This is a genomic window from Pseudomonas sp. GW821-FHT09E12, assembly GCF_059416085.1.
In genome coordinates, this window is the sequence record NZ_JBWKOM010000001.1 from 174,683 (window position 1) to 193,384 (window position 18,702).

15 protein-coding genes and 1 pseudogene are annotated in these 18,702 nt (G+C 66.2%); 12 read left to right on the plus strand and 4 right to left on the minus strand.

Translation table 11 applies throughout. From position 1 onward, the window contains the following. Positions 1-8 precede the first annotated feature (8 nt). Together AC07PQ_RS00705 and AC07PQ_RS00710 are read right to left on the minus strand one after the other, a co-directional pair. The gene (locus tag AC07PQ_RS00705) at positions 9-872 is read right to left on the minus strand and encodes a methyl-accepting chemotaxis protein (protein WP_493184872.1); all 864 of its coding nucleotides are present in this window, start codon (positions 870-872) and stop codon (positions 9-11) included. Further along, positions 867-1,673 (minus strand): annotated as a pseudogene (locus tag AC07PQ_RS00710) (MCP four helix bundle domain-containing protein); the annotation flags it as partial. The gene AC07PQ_RS00705 and the pseudogene AC07PQ_RS00710, both read right to left, overlap by 6 nt. Positions 1,674-2,000: 327 nt before the next feature. On the opposite strand from AC07PQ_RS00710, the gene hpaB reads away from it, so the two are divergent. From hpaB to AC07PQ_RS00740, 6 genes are all read left to right on the plus strand, one after another. Then, on the plus strand, positions 2,001-3,563 hold the full coding sequence (gene hpaB / locus AC07PQ_RS00715; RefSeq protein ID WP_493184768.1) for a 4-hydroxyphenylacetate 3-monooxygenase, oxygenase component: 1,563 nt from the start codon (positions 2,001-2,003) through the stop codon (positions 3,561-3,563). Positions 3,564-3,638: 75 nt separating this feature from the next. Beyond that, positions 3,639-4,151, plus strand: a complete 513-nt coding sequence (gene hpaC, locus AC07PQ_RS00720; RefSeq protein ID WP_007930913.1) for a 4-hydroxyphenylacetate 3-monooxygenase, reductase component — start codon at positions 3,639-3,641, stop codon at positions 4,149-4,151. 301 nt (positions 4,152-4,452) lie between these two features. Beyond that, positions 4,453-5,430 (plus strand): helix-turn-helix transcriptional regulator, encoded by a 978-nt coding sequence (locus AC07PQ_RS00725; RefSeq protein WP_493184767.1) that lies wholly within the window; start codon positions 4,453-4,455, stop codon positions 5,428-5,430. Between the two features lie 136 nt (positions 5,431-5,566). After that, positions 5,567-6,442 carry a transporter gene (locus AC07PQ_RS00730; protein WP_493184766.1) on the plus strand — a complete coding sequence of 292 codons (876 nt, stop codon included), beginning with the start codon at positions 5,567-5,569 and terminating at the stop codon, positions 6,440-6,442. A 36-nt stretch (positions 6,443-6,478) separates the two neighbouring features. After that, entirely contained in the window at positions 6,479-7,642 is a 1,164-nt protein-coding gene (locus AC07PQ_RS00735) for an MFS transporter (protein ID WP_493184871.1), read from the plus strand. Between the two features lie 140 nt (positions 7,643-7,782). Next, on the plus strand, positions 7,783-8,901 hold the full coding sequence (locus AC07PQ_RS00740) for a class II histone deacetylase (protein ID WP_493184765.1): 1,119 nt from the start codon (positions 7,783-7,785) through the stop codon (positions 8,899-8,901). Positions 8,902-8,999: 98 nt separating this feature from the next. On the opposite strand, the gene AC07PQ_RS00745 is transcribed toward AC07PQ_RS00740, so the two are convergent. Beyond that, positions 9,000-9,962 carry a helix-turn-helix domain-containing protein gene (locus AC07PQ_RS00745; RefSeq protein WP_493184764.1) on the minus strand — a complete coding sequence of 321 codons (963 nt, stop codon included), beginning with the start codon at positions 9,960-9,962 and terminating at the stop codon, positions 9,000-9,002. Positions 9,963-10,248: 286 nt separating this feature from the next. On the opposite strand from AC07PQ_RS00745, the gene AC07PQ_RS00750 reads away from it, so the two are divergent. The 6 genes from AC07PQ_RS00750 to AC07PQ_RS00775 all read left to right on the plus strand — a co-directional run bounded on the left by AC07PQ_RS00750 (position 10,249) and on the right by AC07PQ_RS00775 (position 17,561). Next, positions 10,249-10,782 (plus strand): 2,4'-dihydroxyacetophenone dioxygenase family protein, encoded by a 534-nt coding sequence (locus AC07PQ_RS00750; protein WP_087090604.1) that lies wholly within the window; start codon positions 10,249-10,251, stop codon positions 10,780-10,782. Between the two features lie 38 nt (positions 10,783-10,820). Continuing rightward, on the plus strand, positions 10,821-12,086 hold the full coding sequence (locus AC07PQ_RS00755; protein ID WP_274303419.1) for an MFS transporter: 1,266 nt from the start codon (positions 10,821-10,823) through the stop codon (positions 12,084-12,086). Then, positions 12,083-13,147, plus strand: coding sequence for a 2,3-butanediol dehydrogenase (locus tag AC07PQ_RS00760; protein WP_007927287.1), 1,065 nt, complete (start codon positions 12,083-12,085; stop codon positions 13,145-13,147). The genes AC07PQ_RS00755 and AC07PQ_RS00760 overlap by 4 nt, the downstream gene beginning before the upstream one ends. Before the next feature lie 151 nt (positions 13,148-13,298). Next, entirely contained in the window at positions 13,299-14,600 is a 1,302-nt protein-coding gene (locus AC07PQ_RS00765) for a carbohydrate porin (protein WP_493184763.1), read from the plus strand. 32 nt (positions 14,601-14,632) lie between these two features. Continuing rightward, positions 14,633-16,312, plus strand: a complete 1,680-nt coding sequence (locus AC07PQ_RS00770; protein ID WP_493184762.1) for a GMC family oxidoreductase — start codon at positions 14,633-14,635, stop codon at positions 16,310-16,312. Positions 16,313-16,586: 274 nt separating this feature from the next. Then, positions 16,587-17,561, plus strand: coding sequence for a bifunctional helix-turn-helix transcriptional regulator/GNAT family N-acetyltransferase (locus tag AC07PQ_RS00775; RefSeq protein WP_493184761.1), 975 nt, complete (start codon positions 16,587-16,589; stop codon positions 17,559-17,561). A 6-nt stretch (positions 17,562-17,567) separates the two neighbouring features. Here the strand turns inward: AC07PQ_RS00775 and AC07PQ_RS00780 are convergent, their stop codons facing one another. After that, on the minus strand, positions 17,568-18,662 hold the full coding sequence (locus AC07PQ_RS00780) for a DUF1176 domain-containing protein (protein ID WP_493184760.1): 1,095 nt from the start codon (positions 18,660-18,662) through the stop codon (positions 17,568-17,570). Positions 18,663-18,702 lie beyond the last annotated feature (40 nt).

The window sequence follows — 18,702 nt, forward strand, 5'->3', positions numbered from 1 at the left end:
ACCCTAACTCAAATCACAAAGCGCGCCACCATCGCATTCAAATCCACCGCCAGGCGCGACAGCTCATGGCTGGCGGCGCTGGTCTGGTTGGCCCCGGCGGCCGACTGGGTGGCCAGGTCGCGGATGTTCACCAGGTTGCGATCGACCTCGCGGGACACCTGGGCCTGCTCTTCCGAAGCGCTGGCGATCACCAGGTTGCGCTCGTTGATCAGGTTGATCGATTCGGCGATCTGCTCCAGGGCCACGCCGGCGGCGCGGGCCATTTCCAGGGTGTTCTGGGTGCGCTGATTGCTTTGCTGCATCGACTGCACCGCCTCGCCCGTGCCGTTCTGGATGCCGGCGACCATCTTTTCGATTTCCTGGGTCGATTGCGCGGTGCGATGGGCCAGGGCCCGCACCTCGTCGGCCACCACCGCGAACCCGCGCCCGGCCTCGCCGGCGCGGGCCGCCTCGATGGCTGCGTTGAGGGCCAGCAGGTTGGTCTGCTCGGCGATGGCGCGGATCACGTCGAGCACCTTGCCGATGTCGCGGCCCTGGGTGGCCAGGCCTTCGATCATCACCGAAGTGCTCTGCACGTCCTGGGTCATGGTCTGGATCGCGTCGACGGTTTCCACCACCCGATCGCGGCCTTCGCGGGCGGCCTGGGTCGACTGGTGCGAGGCTTCGGAAGTCGACACCGCGTTGCGCGCCACCTCTTCCACGGCGGCGGTCATTTCATTGACCGCAGTGGCCGCCTGTTCGATTTCGTTGTTCTGCTGCTGCAAGCCACGGGAAGCTTCCTCGGTGACCGCGCTGAGTTCTTCCGAGGCCGAGGCCAGCTGGGTGGCCGAGCCGGAGATTTGCTCGATGGTCTTGCGCAGGTTGCCCTGCATCTCGTTCAGCGCCACCAACAGGCGGGCCGGCTCGTCCTTGCCGTCGACCTCGATGGCCTTGGTCAGGTTGCCCGAGGCGATGGTCTGCGCGGCCAGCAGCGCGCGGTTCAACGGGGTGACGATGCTGCGGGTCAGCAGCAGGGCCAGCACCACCGTGAGCAGGGCCGCGACCACCGCCACGGCGATGATGCCGGTGATGGCGCCGTGGTAATGCTCACCGGCCAGGTCAGACGCCTGGGTGGCCCCGGCCTTGTTGATCGCCACCAGTTTGTTCAGCTGTTCGCCCATCTGGTCGGTGCCGTCCTTGATCCGCGTATTGATCAGGGTGCGCAGCTCCTCGAGCTTGTTCTGTCGCGACAGCTCCAGCATGTCGTTCTGCGCTTGCAGGTACTTTTCCAGGGTGGCCGCGAAGGTCTTGTACAGGGCCACTTCCTCTTCCCCCGCCGGCAAGGCGGCGTAACTGGCCTGGGCCTGCTTGAGCTTGTCCACCAGCACGCCAATGCGCGTCTGCGCTTCCTGCAGGCCGGCCGGCTCGCGGTTGACCAGTACCCGGAACGAGAGAATCCGCAGGCGCAGCACGTTTTCGGTGACGTTACCGAGGAACCCTACGCTGGGCAGCTGGTTGCTTTCCATTTCCAGGGAGGCCTGTCGGATGATCGACATGCGGTTGACGGCAAACACACCCAGCGCGATGACCAGCAACGCGATGAACGCAAAACCGAGGAAAGCTCGAGGCGCGATATTCATATTACGTAGGGACATAGGATGACTCTCGGGATATTGAGGACTGCGAGCATCCATGCACTGAACCCTGTCGCCAGCGGCGGCTGGCGGCCTGACAGGTGGGCGCCACTGTTGTAGTTGGTTTGTGGGCCTAATAGCGATATCGGCCGGGCTTTAGTTTTTTTGCAGGCCCCGGCGAAAATATTTTTCGTCGCCGCGAAAGTGTTTCAACGATAAAACGGACGGCCTGCCGGATCGGTTCCGCGTCCATGACCTGCTCCATGACCAGCCCCATGAAAAGTGCAATTCATTCGCCGGAAAAGCCATTCAGTCGCCGCCCCGTCCTGCCCATCATGGGCCCCAGCTCGCAATGGCAATTCATAACAACAACGACTGGAGTGGATGATGAAACCCGAAGACTTCCGTGCCGAGACCAACCGCCCGCTGACCGGCACCGAATACCTGGCCAGCCTGCGCGATGATCGCGAAATCTACATTTATGGCGACCGGGTCAAGGATGTGACCCGCCACCCGGCGTTCCGCAACTCCGCCGCCTCCATGGCGCGCCTCTATGACGCCCTGCACGACCCCGAGACCAAGGACAAGCTGTGCTGGGCCACCGACACCGGCAACGGCGGCTACACCCACAAGTTCTTCCGCTCGGCGAAAAGCGCCGACGACCTGCGCCAGCAGCGCGACGCCATCGCCGAGTGGTCGCGCCTGACCTACGGCTGGATGGGCCGCAGCCCGGACTACAAGGCCGCCTTCGGCAGCGCCCTGGGCGCCAACCCGGAGTTCTATGGCAAGTTCGCGGACAACGCCCGCACCTGGTACAAGCGCATCCAGGAAGCCTGCCTGTACCTCAACCACGCCATCGTCAACCCGCCGATCGACCGCGACAAGCCGGTGGACCAGGTCAAGGACGTGTTCATCTCGGTGGACGAGGAAGTCGAAGGCGGGATCATCGTCAGCGGCGCCAAGGTGGTGGCCACCAACTCGGCACTGACCCACTACAACTTCGTCGGCCAGGGTTCGGCGCAGCTGTTAGGGGACAACACCGACTTCGCCCTGATGTTCATCGCACCGATGAACACCCGCGGCATGAAGCTGATCTGCCGCCCGTCCTATGAACTGCAGGCCGGCATGACCGGTTCGCCGTTCGACTACCCACTGTCCAGCCGCTTCGACGAGAACGACGCGATCCTGATCATGGACAAGGTGTTCATCCCCTGGGAAAACGTGCTGATCTACCGCGACTTCGAACGCTGCCGGCAGTGGTTCCCACAAGGCGGTTTCGGCCGGCTGTTCCCGATGCAGGGCTGCACCCGGCTGGCGGTCAAGCTCGACTTCATCACCGGGCTGCTGGTCAAGGCCTTGCAGTGCACCGGTTCCCTGGAGTTTCGCGGGGTGCAGGCGCAGGTTGGCGAGGTGGTGGCCTGGCGCAACCTGTTCTGGTCGCTGACTGACGCCATGCACGGCAACGCCAGCGAATGGCTCAATGGCGCCTTCCTGCCCAGCGCCCAGGCCTTGCAGGCCTACCGGGTCCTGGCGCCCCAGGCCTACACCGACATCAAGAAGATCATCGAACAGGTGGTGGCCAGCGGCCTGATCTACCTGCCGTCCGGCTCCCGCGACCTCAAGGACCCGATGCTCAACCAGTACCTGAGCACCTATTGCCGGGGTTCGGCGGGCATGGGCCACGAGGAGCGGATCAAGATCCTCAAGCTGCTGTGGGATGCCATCGGCACCGAGTTCGGCGGCCGCCACGAGCTGTACGAAATCAACTACGCCGGCAGCCAGGACGAAATCCGCATGCAGTGCCTGCGCCATGCCCAGGCCACCGGCTCGATGAAAGCCATGACCGACCTGGTGGACCAATGCCTGGGCGACTACGACCTCGACGGCTGGACGGTGCCGCACCTGACCAATCCGGACGACATCAACATGCTCGACCGCATCCGCCAGTAATCGCCGCCCGACCTGAATGACCCGCGGGGCGCCCCCCGATTGCCGGCACCCGCGGGTTCACCCGAGGAATCTGTCATGACTCAACTCGATCCCAAGCAACAGGCTTTTCGCGATGCCATGGCGCACATGACCGCGGCGGTCAACGTCATCACCAGCAACGGTCCGGCCGGACGCTGCGGCATCACCGCCACCGCGGTCTGCTCGGTCACCGACAGCCCGCCCAGCCTGATGGTCTGCGTCAACCGCAACAGTGCGCTGAACCCGGTGTTCAAGCGCAACGGCCAGCTCTGCGTCAACGTGCTCTGCGGCGAACACGAAGAGGTCGCCCGGCACTTCGCCGGCATGACCGGGGTGGAGATGGAGCAGCGCTTCAGCCTGCACCCCTGGCGCGACGGCCAGGGCGCCCTGCCGGTGCTCGACGGCGCCCTGGCCAGCCTGCAGGGACGCATCACCGAGGTGCAGGAGGTCGGCACCCATTCGGTGATGCTGGTGCAGCTGGATGAAATCTGCGTGCGCGAACACGGCGACTCGCTGGTGTATTTCAGCCGTGGTTTCCATCGTTTGCAGCGGGCAGTCCAGGCGGCGTGATCTACAGCTCTTCTGATCTTCTGTAGGAGCGGCCGGTCGACGCTCGATTGCTCGCGATAAATCTACAACGATAACGCGCGTTGTCAGGTCCATCGCCGCTGCGCGGCTATCGCGGGCAAGCCTCGCTCCTACAGAAGCCAATATCCCCGCCAGGCCTCCCCTTCATCCTGCATCTGTAGGATAGCGATCCCCCGCCAACCCGACGATACTCGTGCCCAGGCCCTGCCCACGTCCCTGGACGTTCCGGTCCCTACTGACTCCGTGACGAAAACAATAAGAACGTCGCACAGAGGAACACCCGATGAGCCGTCATGATCATGCTCACGCCAGCCTGCTGGAAGCCTTCAGCTCGCTGACCCTGGAGTTGCAGCGCCTGGCGCAGCACAAGGACATCGAACATTTCCATGGCCATGCGCTGAACCGCATCGGCCAGTTGCTGCCCTTCGACAGCGCCTGGTGGGGCCGCGCCGCGCTGATCGACGGCCTGCCGGAAGAACACAGCTCCTACCTCCATCACTTGCCCCCCAGCTACCTGCCGGACTGGCAGTCGATCAAGCATGTCGACGTCACCGTCGGCCGGGTCCATGCCCACCCGGGCCGGGCGGTGATCGTCGACATGCGCGACCCGGCCAACGGCCCCGGCCTGAACTGGCTGGGCACGACCTATGGCATCGGCGAGCTGCTGTGCGTGGTGTACATCGACCCGCAGACCCACCTCAGCGACCACCTGGCGCTGTACCGCGCCCCCGGCGCCAAACGCTTCGACGCCGACGACTGCCTGCTGCTGAACAACCTGATGCTGCACCTGGTGGCCGCGGTGTCGGCCAACCAGATCCGCACCCTGGTGGCCATGCGCGAAACCCTCACCAGCCCGCGCAACCTGGCGCTGGCGGTGTGCGACCAGCGCGGCACCCTGCACTGCGCCGAACGCGGCTTCGTCGACCTGCTGCTCGGCGAGTGGCCGGACTGGAGCGGCCCCTGCCTGCCCGTGCCCATGGCCGATGGCGGTTATGAAGGCCGGCACCTGCAGTTCGAGGCCTCGCCGGTGGGCGACCTGTTCCTGCTCGCCGCCCGCGGCCGCACGCTGCTGACCCAGCTGAGCCCACGGGAAAACGACGTGGCCCTGGGCTTCGGCGAAGGCAAGACCTACAAGGAAATCGCCCGCGAGCTGGGCCTGTCGCCGAACACCGTGCGCCATCACATCCGCGCCATCTACAACAAGCTCGGGGTCAGGGACAAGACCCGCATCGCCCATCTGCTGCATGCCCCACCCGACTGACGCTTACCTCCTTCGCTGACTGACTTTCGCGCTGTCGTTTTGACGGCCACGGGCCGCTTTTGCCCTTTTTCCAGCCACTGCCGCGTACCGGCGAGCACTTCGCCGCACAACAACTCAAAGAAGAGACGTTACGCCCATGACCAGAACGCTTGCGCACCACACCGCCCTGGCCGTCACCGGCGCCCTGCTGAGCCTGAACGTCAGCGCCGCCGACCTCAACGCCCGCGACTTCTTCGGCGCGCCCTCGGGCACCAGCCTGGGCGTGCTGTACCTGCCGGCGACCCGCGCCGACGACTTCCACGGTCCTGCCGACAGCACCGGCAAGGCCGAGCTGAAGGTCAACGCCCTGGCCTATCGCCAGGTATTTTTCACCGACATCTGCGGCACCCTGTGCACCCCGCAATTCATCGTGCCTTTCGCCGATATCGACGCGCGCCTGCCCGGCGCCAATCGCCACACCGGGGAAAGCGGCTTCGGCGACCCGCAGGTCGGCGGCACCCTGTTTTTCATCAACGACCCAGCCAGCCGAACCTACAGCGGCCTGCTGACCCTGATCACCCTGCCGGTGGGCGAATACCACGGCGACAACCCGGATGTCTCGCCGGGCGCCAACCGCTGGGGCGCGACCTTCGTTTACAACTACACCCAGGGCGTCGGCGAGAAGTGGGTGCTGGAAGCCAACCTCGAAGCCCAGCTCTACGCCAAGAACGACGATTACTTCGGCAGCGACCTGAAGCAGGACCCGCTGTACCGCCTGCAAGCCTTCGCCTCCTATGACTTCACCAGCAGTACCTATGGCGCCCTGCGGCTGATCCACGCCGACGGTGGCGAGCTGCGGATCAACGACCAGCGCATCGACGACACCCACAAGCGCTACACCCAGGTCGGCTTCGAGGTCGGCCACTGGCTGGACCAGCAGAACCAGCTGATGTTCGGCCTCTCGCAAAACGTCGCCACCCGTAACGGCTACCACGGCACCGACGCCTTGCTGCGCCTGGTCCACGTGTTCTGAAGCGTTTTTCCGGAGCTACCCACCATGACGACCCCCATGATCGACAAGAGCCAGGCGCTCACCGGCGAGCAGCCGCACACAGCCTCATCCCTGGCTTTGCTGGCGGCCATCGTGCTGTTCGCCGCCATCACCCCGACCATCCTCATGACCGCCCCGGCGGTGGCCGCGCAACTGGCCAGCCAATGGCAACTGAGCCCGTCGCAGATCGGCGACCTGTTCTCCACTGAACTGGGGGCCATGAGCCTGGCCACCCTGCCCGCCTTCTGGTGGCTCAAGCGCGTCGACTGGCGCCGCGCGGCGCTGCTGGCCGGGGCGCTGTTCATAGTCGCCAACCTGCTGTCGATCTGGGCCCAGGGTTATGGCGCGCTGCTGGCCCTGCGTTTCTGCAGTGCCCTGGCCGGCGGTTCGCTGATGATCATCTGCCTGTCCAGCGCCGCCTCCACCGCCAACCCCAGCCGGACCTACGGCCTGTGGGTCATGGGCCAACTGGTGGTCGGGGCAATCGGCCTGAGCATTCTGCCGCGGTTGTTCGAGCATTACGGCCTGGCGGCCTGCTACCTGCTGCTGGCGCTGCTGATGAGCCTGTGCCTGCCCCTGGCGCGCTACTTTCCCCAGGGCGCGCCGCCCCCGGAAAAAACCGCGGGGCAGGCAGCCGCCGCACCGAAGTGGAAGGCCCTGTGCGGCATTCTCGGCATCCTTGGCTTCTATATCAGCCTCAGCGGGGTCTGGACCTTTATCGGTTCGATCAGCGCCAAGGCCGGCATCTCCGCGCAAGCCAGCGGCGAGCTGCTGGCCGTCGCCACGGTCATGGGCATCGTCGGCGCCGGCTGCGCCTCGCTGATCGGCAATCGCCTGCCGCGCCTGCTGTTGCTGCTGTTCGGCTACAGCCTGATGGCCGGCTCGGTGCTGTTGCTGCTGGGCACGCCGCCCCTGGCGCGCTTCGCCCTCGCCGCCCTGGTCTTCAAGTTCACCTGGACCTTCATCCTGCCGCTGATCCTCGCCTGCCTGGCCGACCTCGACCGCTCCGGCAAGCTGATGAACGCCTCCAACCTGGTGATCGGCGGCGGCCTGGCCATCGGCCCCGCGCTGGCCGGGCGGTTGATCGAAAGCACCGGTGGCTTCCAGCCCCTGCTGATCGGCGGGGCCGGCCTGACCCTGCTGTCGCTGGCGCTGATCCTCGGCTGCCGGCGCAATCCCTGAATCCCCTGAACCCCTGTAGCCGCTGCCGAAGGCTGCGATAGGTCCGAAGGACCTCTGGCGCCCGGAAGATCGCAGCGACCGTTCCGGTCGATCGCAGCCTGCGGCAGCGGCTACAGATTCCCTCATAGATGGAGATGCCCATGACCCGTAAAACCGCGTTTTTCTTCGATGAACTCAGCCTCTGGCACAGCGCCGGGCTGCATGCGCTGACGCTGCCGGTGGGCGGCTGGGTGCAACCGCCCGCCGCGGCCGGGCACGCCGAATCGCCGGAAACCAAGCGCCGCCTGAAAAGCCTGCTGGACGTCTCCGGCCTGACCCGCCACCTGCAGGTGCGCAGCGCCACGGCCGCCACCGAGGAGGACCTGCTGCGGGTGCACAGCGCCGAGTACCTGCAACGCTTCAAGGCCCTGAGCGAGGCCGGTGGCGGCGAACTCGGCCCGCAAGCGCCGATCGGCCCGGGCAGCTACGAAATCGCCCGGCTCTCCGCCGGTCTGGCCATCGCCGCGGTGGACGCGGTGCTCGGCGGCGAAGCCGACAACGCCTACTCGCTGTCGCGTCCGCCGGGGCACCATTGCCTGGCCGACGGCGCCATGGGCTTCTGCTTCCTGGCCAATATCGCCATCGCCATCGAGGCGGCCAAGGCCAGGCGCGGCCTGGGCAAGGTCGCGGTGATCGACTGGGACGTGCACCACGGCAACGGCACCCAGTCGATCTTCGAGGAGCGCGGCGATGTGCTGACCCTTTCCCTGCATCAGGACGGCTGCTTCCCGCCCGGCTACAGCGGCGAACAGGACCGTGGCCGCGGCGCCGGGCTGGGGGCCAACCTCAATATCCCGCTGCTGCCCGGCAGCGGCCACGACGCCTACCTGCATGCCCTGCAACGCATCGTGATCCCGGCCCTGGAGCGCTTCGAGCCGGAGCTGATCATTGTTGCCTGCGGCTACGACGCCAACGCGGTCGACCCGCTGGCGCGGATGCTGCTGCACAGCGACTCGTTCCGCGCCATGACCCGCCAGGTGCGCGAAGCCGCCGAGCGCCTGTGCCAGGGCCGCCTGGTGCTGGTGCATGAGGGCGGTTACTCCGAAGCCTATGTGCCCTTCTGCGGGCTGGCGACGGTCGAGGAGCTGGCCGGCGTCAGGACCGCGGTGACCGACCCGATGCTGGAATTCGTGCAGCTGCAGCAGCCCAATCCCCGGTTCCAGGCCTTTCAGCGCCAGCTGATCGATGATCTGGCACAAACCTTCCTCAACGACCACTGACCTGTAGCCGCTGCCGCAGGCTGCGATCGACCGGAATGGGCGTAGCGATCTCCCGACCGCAGGAGGTCCTTCGGACCTATCGCAGCCTGCGGCAGCGGCTACAGGGTTTTGCGGACTTCGCTTGGGGTCTGGCCGTAATGGGCCTTGAACGCCCGGGCGAAGTGGGCCTGGCTGGTGAAGCCATGACGGTAGGCGATTTCGCCGATATCCAGGCCGCCTCCCCGTGGGCTGCTCAGCAGGTCATGGGCCTGTTGCAGGCGTTTTTCCAGGATAAAACGGCTGGGCTGGCTGTCTTCCAGGGCGAACAGGCGGCTCAGGTGCCGTGGGGAAATGCCGGTCTGCGCGGCCACCCGCTCGCAACTCAGGCCAGGATCGGCCAGCTGTTCGCTGATGCACTGCTTGGCCGCCAGCAGATAGGACGCGCTCAGGGCATTGATCCGCCGCTCTCCCGCCTGCCCGGCGATCAGGCTCCCCAACAGCTCCAGCGCCTGGTTCTGATAACTCTCGGCGTCCTCGCTCAGCGGCTGCTGGAAAAAGCCTCCGGTGCGTTCGCCCAGGGTGCGCAGCAACAGGCGCTGCACCCCACTTTGCCCGCCGATCTTCAGCGGACGGTCGAAACGCTTGAGGCAGCGCTCGGCGAACAGTGCCTGGGGAATGTCGTAAATGAACTGGCGCATCGGCCCGGAGAACCCGAACAGATAGGGTTTGTCGGTGCGGTAGACGATCAGCTCGCCCGGTTCGAGCAACTGGCAGGCGCCATCCTGATAGAAGAACGAGCCGCTGCCGGTGACGAAGGACACGAACACCGACTCCTTGGGCACCGCGCGGATCATCGAGTTGTCACGCTCGACCACGTGCTCGTTGCCCTCGATCCGCGCCAGGCGCATGCCCTCCAGCTGCAGGTTGTCCTGGCTGGCGGCAAAACCGCTCTCACAAAAGGAAGTGCATTTGAGGCCGACCAGGGTGGAGGCGTTGTAGTCCTCCCAGAAGGCCAGCCGCTGATCCAGGGCGATGCTCTGGGTGCAGGCATGCCGGGTTTCGAGCAAGGCGCATGGAGACATTTTTATTCTTCTCATGGCTAGGAAGCATTCCCGGTCGGCAAGGCAGTGACCGGATTCCGAGGCCGCGACAGGTGGCGCTCGCGGCGATTCATTAACATATGAAGCTTATACCCTGTCAACGTGAAACGCAGTGGGCACAAGTCGATTGCCAGGGTAAACGGCGTCCCTGAAGCCTGTAGGAAAAGTCTCGTCCGATCCAGTCAACAATCCCGTCCGATTGGATAAAACCCCGCCCGCGCGCCGCGCCTAAAGTCGCCTCGACTCCCACAACGAATAGAGGCCGACCATGCCCGAAGCCGCCCGCCGTGAATTCTGGAAAGACCTGCAACCGATCGCCAATTGCTTCAAGCCGGACGCCAAGCCCGAGGTCTACCTGGCCAATGCCGCCAGCGACGACCTGAAGCTGTATGTGCCCTTCACCGAAACCGTGTCCTCGCGGCCGCTGTGGATCTCGCCGAGCGAGAACCGCTGGTGCGACATCCTCATGGCCAGCAGCGCCGGCCTGGTGAACCGGCATTACCACCCCCACGAAGTGTTCGCCTACACCCTGTCCGGCAAGTGGGGTTACCTGGAGCACGACTGGACCGCCACCGCCGGCGACTTCGTCTACGAGACCCCGGGCGAAGGCCACACCCTGGTGGCCTACGAGCACGAGCAACCGATGCGCGCGTTTTTCATCGTCAAGGGCCCGCTGATCTGGCTCGACGAACAGGGCGAGCCGGACGGTTACTTCGACGTGCACTCCTACATCGCCCTGTGCCGCGCGCACTACGAAAAGATCGGCCTCGGCGCGGCCTATATCGACACGCTGTTTCGCTGAAGTCTCGACTTCACCTGTCCCTCCCGCGGAGAACGACCATGGCTTACAACAACAATAAAGCCGGTTACGAGAACATCCTGCTGGGCGTGCTGTTCCTGACGTTCGGCTTCGTCTTTTTCGATCGCCTGGCCCTGTCCTTCCTGTTCCCCTTCATGGCCGACGAGCTGCAACTGAGCAACAGCCACCTGGGCATGCTGTCGTCGATCCTGGCCCTGGCCTGGGCGGTGTCCGGCGCGCTGGTCGGGGCCTGGTCGGACCGGCGTGGCAAGCGCAAGCCGCTGCTGATCGTTGCGGTGATCCTGTTTTCCCTGTGCTCGGCGCTGTCGGGGCTGGTCACCGGTTTTCTCAGCCTGCTGCTGTTCCGCGGCATCATGGGCCTGGCCGAAGGGCCGATCCTGCCGCTCTCGCAATCGCTGATGGTGGAGGCCTCCTCGCCCCATCGCCGGGGCCTGAACATGGGCCTGCTGCAAGGCTCGGCGGCCGGGCTGCTGGGCGCGGTAATCGGCCCGCCGGTGCTGATCGCCCTGGCCGAGGCCTACGGCTGGCGCCATGCCTTTATCGTCTCGCTGATCCCCGGATTACTGATCGCCCTGCTGATCTGGCGCTATGTGCGCAACGACGCGCCGCCGGCACCGATCACGGACAACGCTCCTGCTGCTCCGGTCAACCGCCTGGCGCTGCTGAAAAGCCGCAACATCGTGCTCTGCACCCTGATCAGCTGCGTGTTCCTCACCTGGTTCGTGATCCTCATTTCCTTCACCCCGACCTTCCTGGTCAAGGTCCGCGGCTACAGCCCGGCGAGCATGGGCACGGTGATGAGTTGCCTGGGCGGCGCCTGGGTGCTGTGGGGCTTCGGCGTGGCGGCGATTTCCGACCGTTTCGGCCGTCGCCCGACCCTGGTGCTGTTCTCGCTGATCGCCGCCTGCTGCCCGATCGCCCTGCTCTACGCCAACAGCCCGCTGCTGATGGGCGTGCTGATGCTGCTGACCTATACGGGCCTGGGCTGCTTCACCCTGTTCATGGCGACCATCCCGGCGGAAACCGTGCCCCGTGAGGTCATGGCCACCGCCCTGGGCATGATCATGGGCATCGGCGAGCTGGTGGGCGGTTTTGTCTCGCCGACCATCGCCGGCTTTGCCGCCGACCGTTTCGGCCTGTCCATCGTCATGTGGATCTCCTGCGGCGGCGCCCTGCTGGCGGCGCTGCTGGCGCTGTTCCTCAAGGAAACCGCGCCGGCGGTCCTGGCGCGCGGCCGCCGCGCCGAACCTTCCCCCTCTCCTGTCCTGCAAGGAAACCAGCCATGAAAGCATTGCGTTGGCATGCCGCCCGCGACCTGCGCCTGAGCGATCTGCAACTGCCACAGCCCGGCCCGGGCGAGGTACTGGTCCAGGTGGCCTACTGCGGCATCTGCGGCAGTGACCTGCACGAATACGCCGACGGCCCGCACTCGATTCCGCAACAGGTGCCCCACCCGCTGTCCGGTTGCCGCGCGCCGCTGACCCTCGGCCACGAGTTCTGCGGCCAGGTCCTGGCGGTGGGCGCGGGCGTCGACCGGGTCCGGGTCGGCAGCCGGGTGGCGGTGGAGCCGGAGTATCGCTGCGGCGATTGCCAGTACTGCCGCGTCGGCCAGTACAACCTCTGCCAGTCCATGGGGTTCATCGGCCTGATGGGCGACGGCGGTTTCGCCGAACAGGTGCTGGTGCCGGCCTACATGCTGCACCCGCTGCCGGACTCGGTGAGCTTCAAGCAGGCCGCGGTGCTGGAGCCGGCGGCGGTGGCCTTTCACGCGCTGAACCAGAGCAGCCTGCTGGCCGGCGACAGCTGCGTGGTGTTCGGCCTCGGTCCTATAGGCCTGCTCTTGATCCTGCTGGCGCGCCTGCGCGGCGTGGAGCGGATCTTTGCCGTGGACATCAGCCCGGAACGTCGGCGGCTGGCCCGCGACTTCGGCGCCCAGGAAGTGCTCGATGGCCACGCCGCCGACCTGTCGCAACGCCTGCACGAACTGAGCGGTGGCGGCTTCGACACGGCCTTCGAGGCCGCCGGCAGCCAGCAGACCCTGAGCCTGGCCCTGCACTCGCTGCGCAAGGGCGGCGAGGTGGTGCTGGTGGGCCTGATGGGTGAGGTCAGCGTCGATGCCTTCCACCTGGTCAACCACGAACTGCGCCTGCTCGGCAGCGTGGGCTATCGCAACGCCTACCCGCCGCTGATCGAGCTGCTGGCCAGCGGCCGCCTGGACCTGACCCGCGCCGTGACCCGCTGCGTGACCCTGGACCAGGCCGTGGAGCACGGCTTCGAGGCACTGCTGCGGGACAAGAGCCAGATCAAGGTGCTGGTCAATCCCAACCCCGAACTGGCCAAGGCATGACCTGTAGCCGCTGCCGCAGGCTGCGATCGAGGACGCAGTCCTCGCCAGCGCAATCGGCAGCACCCTGGTAACCCGTTGGCGAACGCTGCGCGTCCGATCGCAGCCTTCGGCAGCGGCTACTCACAAAAACAACAAGAAACGAGTATCGACCATGAAAAGCACTCTCCTGCTGTGCCCGCTGCTGGCGGCGGTCCTGTTCACCCCGTTGTGCCAGGCCGAGGCTCCCGCGCCCAACCGCGAAGGCCCGCTGGCCGGGCTCGGCGAGCAACTGGCCGGCTACGGCATCCGACCCCATGTGCAGTTCTGGAGCCTGTCGATGAAGAATCTCGACACCGGTCCGCGGCAACACAGCTTCGGCAACAGCGGCGACCTGTTCGTCGGCGCCGACTTCGACCTCGATACCCTCGCCGGCCTTACAGGCGCGGCCGTTCATTTCGAAGAAACCTTCTTCATCCTCGACACCGCCACCGGCCAGCCGACCTCGCGCAACTGGCAAGGCGCCGCCGGCAGCTATTTCGCCGGCGCGCCGATCCACAACGACATCACCAGCAACCAGCTGAGCCTGCTGACCTACCAGCAGACCTGGCTCGACGGCCAGCTCGACATGAGCCTGGGGCGCACCAACGCGCGGCGCTACTTCTATATCTACAACTGCGAAACCGTGGTCACCTGCAACGACCCGATCATCGATTCGTCCACCGGCATCCTGCCGCCGCCCTACGGCAGCTGGGGCGGCTACCTGAAGTACCAGGCGACGCCGGGGTTCTATGTGCATGCCGGTGCCTTCGAATCGAACCCGGTGGACTACCTGAAAAAACGCAAGGGCCTGGACTTCAGCACCGACGACGCCAGCGGCACCAGCCTGTTGCTGGGCATCGGCAGCAAGCACGACGGCGCCTACAGCGCCCACTATGAACTCAATGGCTACTACAACACCGCCAACCAGCACGACCCGCTGACCGGCGCCAGCGAGCACGGCACCGGCGGCGCCTTCTTCAAGTTCCAGCAAGGCTTCTGGCGGGCCGACGGCGGCCAGCGCACCGCGCCCCAGGCGCTGCTGGCGTTCGGCTCGCTGTCCCTGGCGGCCGACGACAAGCAGCCCTTCAGCCATTTCGCCGAGATCGGCCTGACTTACCTGGCGCCCTTCGACCGCGCCCAGGACAAGCTCAACCTCAAGGCCAGCTACCTGCGCCTCAACGACCACCAACTGCGCTTCCAGCAACAGGCGCGGATCGCCAACGGCGGCGACCACCGCCTGGGCGAACGCAACGTGTACGCCATCGAGGCCAACGGCCACTTCGCCCTGACCCGGCACCTGGCGCTCGAACCCAGCGTGCAGTACCTGATCAACCCGGACAACTTCTACAACCCCGAGGCCCGCGAGCTCAGCGGCAACGGTTTTGTCGTCGGCCTGCAAGTCATGTACGACGTCGGCGCGGCGCTGGGGCTGTAAACCTGCTTTTCACTGCCAACGAGGTATCTCCCATGACTGACTCTGCCCCGCGTTCGTTCGACTACATCGTGGTCGGGGCCGGCTCGGCCGGTTGCGTGCTGGCCAACCGGCTGTCCGCCGACCCGCAGCTCAGCGTCTGCCTGATCGAAGCCGGCCCCAGCGACCGCAGCCTGTTTCCCGGCGCCTATGTGCGCACCCCGGCGGGCATCATCCGCCTGATCGCCAACCCGAAGTGGAACTGGATGCATCAGTTCAGCGCCCAGGCCGCCAGCGGCGAGCGCCCGATCCCCTGCCCCCGCGGCCGGCTCTGGGGCGGCTCCAGCGCGATCAACGGCATGATCTACATCCGCGGCCACCGCAGCGACTACGACCGCTGGGCGGCGGCCGGCAACCAGGGCTGGAGCTACGACGAACTGCTGCCGTACTTCCTGCGCTCGGAGCATTTCGAGCCCGGCGCCTCGCCCTGGCACGGCCAGGGCGGCGAACTCAACGTCGCCGCGCAACGCAGCCCGAGCCCTATCAATGAGGTGTTCTACCAGGCCGCCCAGGAACTGGGCTGGCGCTACAACCCGGACTTCAACGGCGAGGAACAGGAAGGCTACGGCCCCTTCCACGTCACCCAGATCAAAGGCGAGCGTTGCAGCGCTGCGCGGGCCTTCCTGTACCCGGCGCTGTCGCGGCCCAACCTCAGCGTACTGAGCTCGACCCTGACCCACCGCGTGTTGCTGGAGGGCAATCGCGCCTGCGGCGTCGAGGTCAGCCAGGATGGCGCGGTGTTCCGGCTGCAGGCCCGGCGCGAAGTGATCCTCAGCGCCGGGGCGATCAACTCGCCGCAACTGTTGTTGCTCTCCGGCATCGGCCCGGCCGAGGAACTGGCGCGCCATGGCATCGCCCAGCGCCATGAACTGCCGGGAGTCGGCCACAACCTGCAGGACCATCAGGACGTGGTGCTGATGTACCGCTGCGACAGCGAGCTGACCTACGGCGTGTCGGCCAAAGGCCTGCTGCCCCTGGCCCGTTCGCCCTGGCAGTACCTGAGCCGGCGCAGCGGCCCGCTGACCTCCAATACCGTGGAGTCCGGCGGTTTCCTGCGCCTGCATCCCGAGGACGCCGCCCCGGAGCTGGGCCTGATCGTCGCCCCGGCGCTGAAAAACCAGCCCCAGCGCCTGGTGCCGCTGGGCCATGGGGTCAGCCTGCACATCGCGGTGATGCACCCGAACAGCCGTGGCCAGGTCCGGCTCAATTGCGCCGATCCCCATGACAAGCCGATCATCGACAGCAACTTCCTCAGCCACCCGGAAGACCTGCGCAAGCTGGTGGCGGGCGTGCGCCTGGTGCGCCAGCTGGCGGCGAGCCAGGCCTTCTCCCGGCGCCTCAAGGGCGAGCTGGTGCCCGGCCCGCAGGTGGAAAGCCAGGAGCAGATCGAGCAGTGGATTCGCGACAGCCTGGGCACCGTGTTCCACCCGGTCGGCACCTGCAAGATGGGCCATGACGCCCAGGCGGTGGTCGACGACCAGTTGCGGGTCCACGGCGTGCAGGGCCTGCGGGTGGCCGACGCGTCGATCATGCCGAGCCTGACCACCGGCAACACCAACGCGGCGGCGATCATGATCGGCGAAAAGGCCGCGGACTTGCTGCTGGGTAAAGCGCCACCGAGCCTTCAGGTTCCCGCTCGCCTGGAACAACAGATACCCGCGCCTGTCATTGGCTGAAAAACGGCCAACCGCAGACGCGGGTGGGCCAAGGGCTAATGCCAATCGATCAAACGCCGGTGATCCATTGTAGGAGCGAGCTTGCTCGCGATGGTCGTTAACGATAACGCGTACTAATCGGATGAACGCGGCGCGCTCAGGTCCATCGCGAGCAAGCTCGCTCCTACAGTTTTGATCGGTATCTCCCAAAAGGAGTCCGCGTTTATAGGTGTATGGATTTTGCCGTACCCCAAGGCATATAGTTGCACCGAACAACTATATCGAGAGCCACGCCATGTCCTCGTCTTCGCCGCTGGTGGATCAGATCCGCAATGAATCGCGCAAACTGGTGCGAGAACTGGGCTTTATGGGCGCCACCCTGGCCGGCTCCGATCTGCCGCCCTCGGCGGTGCATGCGCTGATCGAACTCGACCTGCACGCCCCGCTCACCGCCGCCCAGTTGGGCAAGACCCTGAATTTGGAAAAGTCCTCGGTCAGCCGCCTGCTGGGCAAGCTCATCGAGCGCGGCGATATCCAGGAAAGCCCCAGCCCCACCGATGCCCGGGAAAAGCACCTGGGCCTGACCGCCAACGGGCGCAAACAGGTCGCCGCGCTCCATGCCTTCGGCAGCGCCCAGGTGCAACAGGCGCTGCGCCTGCTGGCACCCCGCGAGCAAAGCCAGGTGGTCGCCGGACTGCGCCGTTATGGCCAGGCGCTGCAGGCCTGCCGCCTGGGCCATGCGCAGATCGCCGCGGCCACCCCGACCGTGCTCCGTGGCTATCGGCCGGGCATGATCGGCCGCATCACCGAGTTGCATGCGCACTACTACTCACGCCTGGTGGGTTTCGGGCAGTTCTTTGAACAGCGCGTCGCGGCGGGCCTGGCGGAGTTCAGCGAGCGCCTGGACAACCCCGATAACGGCGTCTGGCTGGCGGTGCTGGACGAGCAGATCGTCGGCTCGATCGCCATCGACCTCGGCGACACCGCGGATCGCCCTCAGGCCGACAGAGTCGCCCATCTGCGCTGGTTTATCCTCGACGAGGCGACCCGTGGCACCGGCACCGGCCGCCTGCTGCTCAAGGCGGCGCTGGAGCATTGCGACCGGGTGCGGGCAACCTCCTGCTATCTGTGGACCTTCAGCGGCCTGGACGCCGCCCGGCACCTGTACGAAGCCTTCGGCTTCCAGCTGGTGGAGGAACAGCCGGCGGCGCAATGGGGCAAGACCGTGCTGGAGCAGAAGTTCGCGCGCCGCCATCCCGGCCTGGCCTGAAACGCCTCAGCGGTTGGCCGGCGGCGCGATATTCCACAGCCGCGGCCAGTCTTCGGAGGACAAGCCATTGCAGATCGGCATCTGCCGGTAATCGCTGAGCTGGAAGCTTTCACCGTCGAACAGCCAACGCCCGGTTTCACCGCAATCGCCGATGCCGCGCGCCAGATAGAAGGTGGTCAGCACCCCGGTCTTGGGGTCGTAGTGGGCGCCGCCCGAGCCGTCCGCGTTGTTCATGGGCAAGGCTTGTCGGCGCAACTCCTCGAGCTGCGGCGGGTTGCCGCGCGACCAGCTGCTGATCAGGTAGTCGCAGTTGTAGGCCGCGCAGTCGCTCAGCACCACCGTCAACGCCCGCTGCGCGGTCAGCGGATAGACCTCGACCTGGGGCTCGGCCACAAAGTCTTCATCGTCGTTGGGCGTGCCTGGCGCGGCGAATTTCACCGCGGCCGCCGAGATCCGCGTGCGTTGCGCCGCCGTCAGTTCCGGTGCCCCCGGATAAGCCCGCAGCTGAGCCGGCAGCGGCCGCGCCGGCACCTCGCTGGCCGGACGCTGACCTGGCCGCCACAACGCCGTCACGCCATCGACCCGGCCCTGTACCGAGTCCATCAGCAGCAGCGCCGCCGACAACCCGGACAATGGCACCCGGGCTTCGTCGTTCCCCTCCAGCTTCAGTTCCTCGGCATTGCGCAGGCGTTCCAGCCACTGGCGGGCCCGAGCCGGGTCGGCGATTTCATAGCGGGTGACCTGGATCTGCGCGCCCTTCTTCTCCGGCAACAGCACCAGGGCATCCAGCAGCTGCGGCTCCAGTGGTTGGCCGTCGAGGCGCAAGGCCATCAGCTCGGCGGGGTCGCCGCGCTGGTCCAGGCGTATTTCCAGCAGGCCGTCGGGGCCGGCGCGACGCTGGATATGCAGGGTCAGGCTGCTGTACTGCACACCGTGCTCACCGTTGGGCGCGCTCAGGGCGTGGCAACTGCGCAGGTTGTCGCAGCCGGTGATCCATTCCTTGGTCTGGCGCAGCAACGGCACCTTTTCCGCGGCGCTCTGCGCCAGCGCCTGGGCGGCGCTGGCGGTCAGCAAAAGAACCATCAGGGTGCGCTGCAACATGGGACTTTCCTTGTCGGGTAAAGCGCCGATTGTCCCACGC